This window comes from Sporichthya sp. (assembly GCF_013815995.1).
Lineage (GTDB): Bacteria > Actinomycetota > Actinomycetes > Sporichthyales > Sporichthyaceae > Sporichthya.
On record NZ_JACDFE010000300.1, the window covers coordinates 1 to 4,185 of the forward strand.

Consider the following 4,185-nt stretch of genomic DNA (forward strand, 5'->3'; position numbering starts at 1 on the left):
GGTCGCATCCGGTCGGTCGCCGGGGCGGCGCGGCGGCAGGGTCCCGGCGGCGAGATAGGCCGCGATCGCGTCGTCGATGCAGGCGTTGCCGCCCAGCGAGCCGGCGTGGGTGGTCGCGCCCAGCTCGGCGAGCAGCGACGCGGTGGGGAACTCGCGGCGCAGGGCCAGCGCCCCGGCGTACGGCGCAACGCCGTCCCCGGTGGCGTGCACGAGCAGGATCGGCACCTTCAGGCGCGAACCGTCGATCCGGGGCGCACGGGCCGGGGCGGTCGGCCAGAACGTGCACGGCGCCGCGAACCACAGGTTGGTCCAGGCCTCGAACGGCGCCTGCTTCGCGATCGAGAACGCGTCCCTGCGGATCTGCGGGTAGCTGCGCGGGAACGGGGCGTCGGTGCAGACGGTGGCCAGGAAGGCGGCGTAGCTGTTGTCGTCGCCGACCTCACCGGCGTACTGGTACAGCCCGCGTACCGAGACGTGCTTGCCACCGCGCCAGTCGGCAAAGGCGTCCGCGACCTCCGGCCAGAGAAACTCGGCGAACCCGGCGAGCTGGATGACGTTGGTCCACTCGGCGGCCCCGATGCCTTTGACCGGGGTGCGGGTGAGCTTCCTCAGCTCGTCGTAGTAGGCCGCCTCGACCTGCGCACGACGCGGACCGAGGTGGTAGACGTCCTCGTGGTCGGCGATCCAGTCGAAGAACTCCCGCATCACCCGCTCGAAGGCGATCGCCTGCGCCCGGCCGCCGTCGCCGTAGCCCGGGTAGTTCGGCGGGACGTTGCCGTCGAGCACCATGCGCCGCACCCGGTCGGGGTAGCGGGTGGCGTAGAGCTGCCCGAGGTAGGTGCCGTAGGAGAACCCGTAGAAGCTGATCCGCTTCACCCCGAGCGCGACCCGCAGCGCCTCCATGTCCCGGATGGTGTCGACGGTGCGCACGTGCTGCAGCAGGTCCCCGTTGTCCGCGCAGGCGGCCGCGTAGGTGCGGGAGCGTTTGATCCAGCGGCGCTCGTCGGCCGAGCGCTTCGTCGCGGAGGCCGGCTCGTAGGCCGGCCGCGGACCGATCCAGTAGTCCGGATCGCAGGACAGCGCCGGGCGGCTGGCGCCGACCCCGCGCGGGTCGAACCCGACCCAGTCGTAGGTGTCGCCCGCGCCCCCCGGGACCTCCGGCAGCAGGTAGGCCGGGAGAGCGAGGCCGGAGCCGCCGGGACCGCCGGGGTTGGTCAGCATGACGCCCTGGCGCGGGCCCTTGGTCGCCCGGATCCGGGAGACCGCGATCGAGATCTTCGCCCCGCCCGGATCGCGCCAGTCCAGCGGCACCGGCACGAAGCCGCACTGCGCGCCGGCCTTGCGCAGGTCGGAGTCCTGGCACTTGCCCCAGGTGATCGAGCTCGCCGCGGAGGCGCCCTCGACCGCGGTCAGCGAAGCGAACAGGAGCGCGCCGGTGGCGCCCACCGCCGTGGCCACTGCCTCGAATCTGCGCACGGGCCCACCTCGCGGTCGAACGCGGCCGGATGGCCTGGTGCGCTGATTATCCGAACTTCGGTGCCGAGGGCGGGATTCGAACCCGCACGACCTTGTGAGTCAGGTGGGTTTGAGCCACCCGCGTCTGCCATTCCGCCACCCCGGCCGGTGCGAGCACCAAGCCTAATGGCGACGGTTCGACACTGGAGGTTGTGGCCGTGAAGCAGACATCCCAATCGTGACTACCGAGGCCTTCGAGGCGCCTCAAAGGCACCACCTGTTTCGAATGGGATGTCGGCTTCACGCCATCTCAAGTCGGGCGGGCCGGCGCAGCGGGACCCGGGGGTTAGGCTCGGTTCGTGACCGAATCCAGCACTCCTACGACCCCGGCCGCCAACAGCCGCCGCGTGGTCATTGCGGAGGACGAGGCCCTGATCCGCCTCGACCTCAAGGAGATGCTTCAGGAGGAGGGGTTCGAGGTCGTCGGCGAGGCGGGCAACGGTCAGGAGGCCGTCGACCTGGTCGCCAAGCACTCCCCGGGCTTGGTCATCCTCGACGTGAAGATGCCGATCATCGACGGCATCACCGCGGCCGAGCAGATCGTGGCCGCCCGCGGCGCGGCCGTGGTCATGCTGACCGCGTTCTCGCAGAAGGAACTGGTGGCCCGGGCCCGCGACGCCGGCGTGATGGCCTACGTGGTCAAGCCGTTCACCAAGAACGACTTGCTCCCCGCGATCGAGATGGCGGTCTCCCGGCACGCCGAGATCGTGGCGCTCGAGCAGGAGGTCTCCGGGCTCAACGAGCGGCTGGAGATCCGCAAGTTGGTGGACCGGGCCAAGGGTGCGCTGCAGACCAAGTACGGCCTCTCCGAGCCCGAGGCGTTCCGCTGGATCCAGAAGGCTTCGATGGACCGACGGATGACGATGAAAGAGGTCGCCGAGGTCATCATCGAGGACTTCGCGTCGCATTCGACGGCTACTCCCGAGGGGTAATTCTCGGTCCGATCCGTGGCTCTGTGGTTACTCCAGGTCACGCGAGGGAAGACACGCAGATATTTGGGCAAATCGGACAAGATGGCCCGTTCAAGATCACGAACCGGACACGGGTCGCTATGTCTTGCGCCAGTAACCCTGCGTGCGGTCGCCGCTTCGCTAGGTTCCAGCCACAACGCCGTGCCACATCAACGTGAAGGAAGCTCGCCTTCACGTACGGACCGGCGACTTACGTTGAAGGAGAAGTTCCCATGGCACGTGCCTACCCCGCCGTCCGGGCACTCGCGCTGGTGGCCGCCGCCGCCCTCGCGCTGACCGCCTGTGGTGGCGATGACGACGACGAGGCGACGCCGGCAGCATCGGCTTCGTCCTCCACCAAGGTCAACACCGGCAACGGCGTGCTGAAGATCGGCACCCTGCTGCCCGAGACCGGCAACCTCCAGATCCTCGGCCCGCCGGAGATCGCAGCCGTGAAGCTCGCAATCCAGGACGTCAACGCGGCCGGCGGCGTGCTCGGGAAGGACGTCGAGACCGACTTCTCCGACTCCGGGGACAAGACCACGGACATCGCGTCCCAGTCGGTCAACCGACTGCTGGACGCCGGCGTGGACGCCATCGTCGGCGCCGCTTCGTCCTCGGTGACGCTGAAGGTCGTCGACCGCGTGACCGGCAGTGGCGTGCTGATGTTCTCGCCCGCCGCGACGTCGACGCTCATCACCGACTACCCGGACAAGGGCCTCCTCTGGCGCACCGCGCCCTCGGACATCTTCCAGGGCCGCGTGGTCGGTCAGACCGCGCTGGACGACGGTGCGGAGACCCTGGGCATTCTCGCCCTGCAGGACGCCTACGGCACCAGCCTTGCCGACCAGGCCGAGACCGCCTTCACCAGCGGTGGCGGCGAGGTCGTCCTGAAGAAGATCTACGACCCGACGGCGAGCGAGTTTTCCGCCGAGGTCGGCCAGGTGAAGAAGGCAGACCCCGACGCGATCGCTCTCATCGGCTTCGAGGAGTCATCGAAGCTCATCGACGAGATGGTCAAGCAGGGCCTGCTGCCGCTCAAGAGCGGCAAGTCGCTGTACCTGGTCGACGGCAACATGTCGAACGCCAGCTACGCGAACCGCGCCAAGGGTGAGATGGAAGGCGTCAAGGGCACGATCCCGGGCTCCAAGCCGGCCGACGACTTCGTGTCGAAGCTGAAGGCGTTCGACCCGAGCCTCAAGGACTACAGCTACGCCGGTGAGGCCTACGACGCCATCACGCTGATCGCGCTCGCGGCCGAGGCGGCCAACAGCGACGCCGGCATCGCGATCGCCAAGGAGTTGCAGGACGTCTCCACGGGCGGCGAGAAGTGCGGCACGTTCGCCGAGTGCGTGAAGTTGCTCAAGGAGAACAAGGACATCGACTACGAGGGGCAGAGCGGCCCGGTCGAGTTCGACTCGAACGGTGACCCGAGCGTCGCCTCCATGGGCATCTACCAGTACGGCAACGACAACATGTACAAGCCGCTGAAGTTCGTCCGTGGCCCGGTTGCGGGTGGCGCGTCGACCTCCGAGTCGGCCAGCTCGAAGCCGACCAGCTCGAGCAGCGCGAAGCCGACCAGTTCGACCCGCCCGTCGCCGTCGCCGTCGCCGTCGCCGTCCTCTTCCCCGATCAGCTCGCCCACTCCGGGCGGGTCGGCATCGCCCAGCGCGACCTCGACCCCGTAACACAGCACTATTGCGAAGGGCCCCGCCAATGG

At 68.8% G+C, this 4,185-nt stretch carries 3 protein-coding genes and 1 tRNA gene; 2 read left to right on the plus strand and 2 right to left on the minus strand.

The genetic code is table 11. The features are described 5' to 3' along the window. Positions 1-1,476, minus strand: a 1,476-nt coding sequence (locus H0X00_RS22015; protein ID WP_293774872.1) for an alpha/beta hydrolase, incomplete at its 3' end; no start/stop codon positions are given. Between the two features lie 61 nt (positions 1,477-1,537). Then, positions 1,538-1,621: transfer RNA gene (locus H0X00_RS22020), tRNA-Leu, on the minus strand. A gap of 193 nt (positions 1,622-1,814) precedes the next feature. Between H0X00_RS22020 and H0X00_RS22025 the strand changes: the two genes are divergently transcribed. Together H0X00_RS22025 and H0X00_RS22030 are read left to right on the plus strand one after the other, a co-directional pair. Beyond that, positions 1,815-2,447 carry a response regulator gene (locus tag H0X00_RS22025; RefSeq protein WP_293774874.1) on the plus strand — a complete coding sequence of 211 codons (633 nt, stop codon included), beginning with the start codon at positions 1,815-1,817 and terminating at the stop codon, positions 2,445-2,447. Between the two features lie 251 nt (positions 2,448-2,698). Next, positions 2,699-4,153 carry an ABC transporter substrate-binding protein gene (locus H0X00_RS22030; protein ID WP_293774876.1) on the plus strand — a complete coding sequence of 485 codons (1,455 nt, stop codon included), beginning with the start codon at positions 2,699-2,701 and terminating at the stop codon, positions 4,151-4,153. Positions 4,154-4,185: the final 32 nt, after the last annotated feature.

Coding starts and splice junctions, on each gene's coding strand:
- H0X00_RS22030 (WP_293774876.1), top strand. CDS start 2,699: ATGGCACGTGCCTACCCCGCCGTCCGGGCACTCGCGCTGGTGGCCGCC.